Below are 2,989 nucleotides of genomic sequence, written 5' to 3'. Positions count from 1 at the left end.
TCCAAGTCCAGAACCGTAGTTTCTCTTATAGAAAAACGACCGTTCTCTAGCTGGACTTGGTTAATTGCGATCGTTGATTTCTAAACTTCGGATTTCCGACTTCTGCTTCAAATCTCAGGGTTTTAGCGTGATTTTGATCAGAAGTTGGAGATCCAGAGGGAGTTAAGCCAAAATTATAAAATATAAAATTTATTTATATTTTTCGGATATTCTCATTTCAACTGATTATAGCTAGACTACTATTATGAAGTTTATAGAGGAATTTTGAATGTTCGCTCTGGTTAGTAATCAACAGGCTCTCCCATCTTCCTTCAACAACAGGATTAGATCCTTCGATTTGCTGAGTCCTGTGCGTCGGCAACTTGACCAACTGGAAATCCAAAGTTCTTTCATGGCCCATTGGATTTGTCGGATAGTCCCCTCTCAATGTCCCTTTGAGCGAGATATCACAGTGTTTGGTCGTCAGGTTGCTCACATTCCACCCCTCTGCAAACTAAACCCCTTTTACGAAGAAGTGGTTAATCTACGGTTTCGGGCACTTTGCTATCTGGCTGATGAATGCGGCGAAGATATTCAGTGCTATTGCTAAGCTCAAGGGTTTGCATGAAAATAAAATCCCTACGAAGTCGGGGATCTGGCCATTGCTTCTGAATGTCTATCGCTGCCTGAAATGGTGGCAATTCTGATTGAACCGGCGATCGCTTGCGCGAGAATAAAAGACTGGCCTGAGCAACCACATCCAGATCCAAAAGCGTGACTCTGCTGAACCGCTACTGTGAAGACCAGCCAGCCCTGCTGTTCGCGATCGCCACCCACATCAGCACCACAAAAAAATATGGCCCTCTGAAATCCCAGTTCATGGCCTGATTGCGGCGGTAATAGACAAACTATTGCTGCCCGTAAAGCAGTTCGATCGATCAGATAAGGCTTGCCATGCTGAATCAATCAACACATTCATGGCAATCCGGTGACGATTGGCTTCCAGCGGTTCGCCATCGTCAAAAATTAAATCCGTCGGGAGTGGGGAAGGTTCCCAATTAACTAGGGGCATGTCGTTTACCATGCGCCTTCAACTATCGAGTTTGCCCTACTCGTTGCTGACATACTCCTCAGAAGGTTGAGTATTGGTAGATTCCAGAGCCGCTTTCAGGGTATGCCAGGTAAGAGTGGCACATTTAATGCGGACAGGGAATTGGGAAACGCCCTGCATTACATTCAGCTTCCGGAACTCGGCAGGAAATTCTGTGCCGCCTTTCATCATGTCCTGAAACTGCTGCACCATGGCGATCGCTTGATCCACGCTGCGACCTCGCATCGCTTCTGCCATCAAGTCAGCCGAAGCCATCGCGATCGCGCATCCTTCCCCTTCAAACTTGACATCCTCAATGCGATCCCCAGATGGGTTCAGGCGCAACGTCAGTTCGATCGTATCCCCACAGGAGGGATTATGGCCTTTCTGATACCGATCCACAGGATTCGTTTGGCCCCGATGCCGGGGTTTTTTGTAGCGTTCCAGAATGACTTGCTGATACAGATCGCGGAGGTTGCCCAAAGAGGTCATGAGTTGTGTATATCCACTAGGTTTATCTTCCTCCATCCTAGCGTCTACCCCTCCACCTATCATTCCATCATCGTCACTGGATTCGTTTTGCGGTTATATAGCCAGAGCAATAAGCCATTAGCAGTAATTTTTAGTCCATCGAATAACCAGTAGCCAAGGTGAAGTTGATTCATAGATGCAGGCAATTGGCTGGATTTGACAAACCAGTTGAGTTGTAGACCTAGAGCGCTCATTTGCGGGGTGAAGCCGTAGGTATCTACCAGTGCAGTTGCTAACAGCAACAGGGATAGTAAAACCGTCACCCACCCTGGACGGTTCCAGGGATGCTGACTATAGCGCAAGCCTAAAATGCTGGTGAGTATCAGACCTGCACAGAGTAATTCAATTTGATTAAAAAGAGAAAATGGAGAGTAGCCTGCGATCGCAAAATTGGGGTCTGTCATCATGCCGGAGGTGTAAAGTGCGGGCATGACAATTCCATCCAGCATGAGAATACTGCTTAACCAAAAGCCCAGGGTTAATAAAAGAATGACTTTCCACGAAGAGGAACTGTCTTGAAGACTAGAAGCGCTAGCCATAATTGCCTCAATAGAACCTACTTTTGAGCTTAATCATTTTGAGCTTAATCAATGGAATCAATACTCCTCTTGAAACGAACGGAGTTTTTAACATTAAATTTTTAATTAAAAAATTAAAATAAGTCTGACAGAAGGCTGCCAGACTCTTAAGAACTATCAAATTAGAATCTGTACTAATAAGGGTGGACAAAGAATTAAACTGCAATCAACCAGTGAGATAGATGAGAAATAACGATTTGCCCTCCTTTCTGGAAGTCACTGATAGTGTACTCTTTCTGGAAGTCACTGATAGTGCACTGAACGTCATCAGTTGTGCAATTTCCCTGACAATCAGTTGGGAATAACCAACCTGAAAGCGTCACTTAAGAGTCACGCGATTGATATTCAATTATGCCGAAACGATAGACGATAGATTGAACTTAATCACTAGTTGCGCAGTGGCTTTGGAAGGAGACACAAGTCCAAAAGCCTTGATTTGAAGAGGTTTTCTTTGCTCTTTGTGTCTATATAAAAGATAGCATTTTCAATTTGAATTAAAAGAGCCTTTAAAGGAAGTTAATAAGTGGTTAAACGAGCACATACTAGCGCAATATTTCGACATAAATATAGGCGACACCCCCAAAGAGGTGACACTCCCAAAGAAAAGTATCTGGCGGTTAAAACTGCGACTACACTCACTAGGTCTACCGACGCAGACTCAATACCATCCAGCTTTTCAGTAACCTGCGTCGACAGGGTTTCTCCGGATAGCCGCGACTTCAAGTTGTCAGGGTGACAAAGAGACAGGCTTTTACGACATCCTCTAAGCAAATAAGCGTCCAGAGGAAGAGCGTGTTCAGTATGAAGCTTG

The 2,989-nt window shown here is 44.8% G+C and carries 4 protein-coding genes; 1 reads left to right on the top strand and 3 read right to left on the bottom strand.

The window, feature by feature from the left end; translation table 11 throughout:
* Positions 1–268 precede the first annotated feature (268 nt).
* Positions 269–589, top strand: a complete 321-nt coding sequence (locus ACUVQO_RS22925; protein ID WP_445928134.1) for a Mo-dependent nitrogenase C-terminal domain-containing protein — start codon at positions 269–271, stop codon at positions 587–589.
* Positions 590–856: 267 nt separating this feature from the next.
* Here ACUVQO_RS22925 and ACUVQO_RS22920 read toward each other — a convergent pair whose 3' ends face one another.
* Genes ACUVQO_RS22920 through ACUVQO_RS22910 form a run of 3 tightly spaced genes read right to left on the bottom strand, consistent with a single transcriptional unit; the run spans position 857 to position 2,139 of the window.
* Positions 857–1,051, bottom strand: coding sequence for a hypothetical protein (locus ACUVQO_RS22920; RefSeq protein ID WP_445928133.1), 195 nt, complete (start codon positions 1,049–1,051; stop codon positions 857–859).
* Between the two features lie 36 nt (positions 1,052–1,087).
* Positions 1,088–1,561: a Fe-S cluster assembly sulfur transfer protein SufU gene (gene sufU, locus ACUVQO_RS22915; protein ID WP_445928132.1), complete on the bottom strand. Its 474-nt coding sequence runs from the start codon at positions 1,559–1,561 to the stop codon at positions 1,088–1,090.
* 59 nt (positions 1,562–1,620) lie between these two features.
* On the bottom strand, positions 1,621–2,139 hold the full coding sequence (locus ACUVQO_RS22910) for a hypothetical protein (RefSeq protein ID WP_445928131.1): 519 nt from the start codon (positions 2,137–2,139) through the stop codon (positions 1,621–1,623).
* Positions 2,140–2,989 lie beyond the last annotated feature (850 nt).

Source organism: Leptodesmis sp., assembly GCF_052746595.1.
Note: the sequence above shows the minus strand (reverse complement) of the source record. Positions and strands in the feature narration are given on the sequence as shown.

Coding starts and splice junctions, on each gene's coding strand:
- sufU (WP_445928132.1), bottom strand. CDS start 1,561: ATGACCTCTTTGGGCAACCTCCGCGATCTGTATCAGCAAGTCATTCTG.
- ACUVQO_RS22920 (WP_445928133.1), bottom strand. CDS start 1,051: ATGCCCCTAGTTAATTGGGAACCTTCCCCACTCCCGACGGATTTAATT.
- ACUVQO_RS22910 (WP_445928131.1), bottom strand. CDS start 2,139: ATGGCTAGCGCTTCTAGTCTTCAAGACAGTTCCTCTTCGTGGAAAGTC.
- ACUVQO_RS22925 (WP_445928134.1), top strand. CDS start 269: ATGTTCGCTCTGGTTAGTAATCAACAGGCTCTCCCATCTTCCTTCAAC.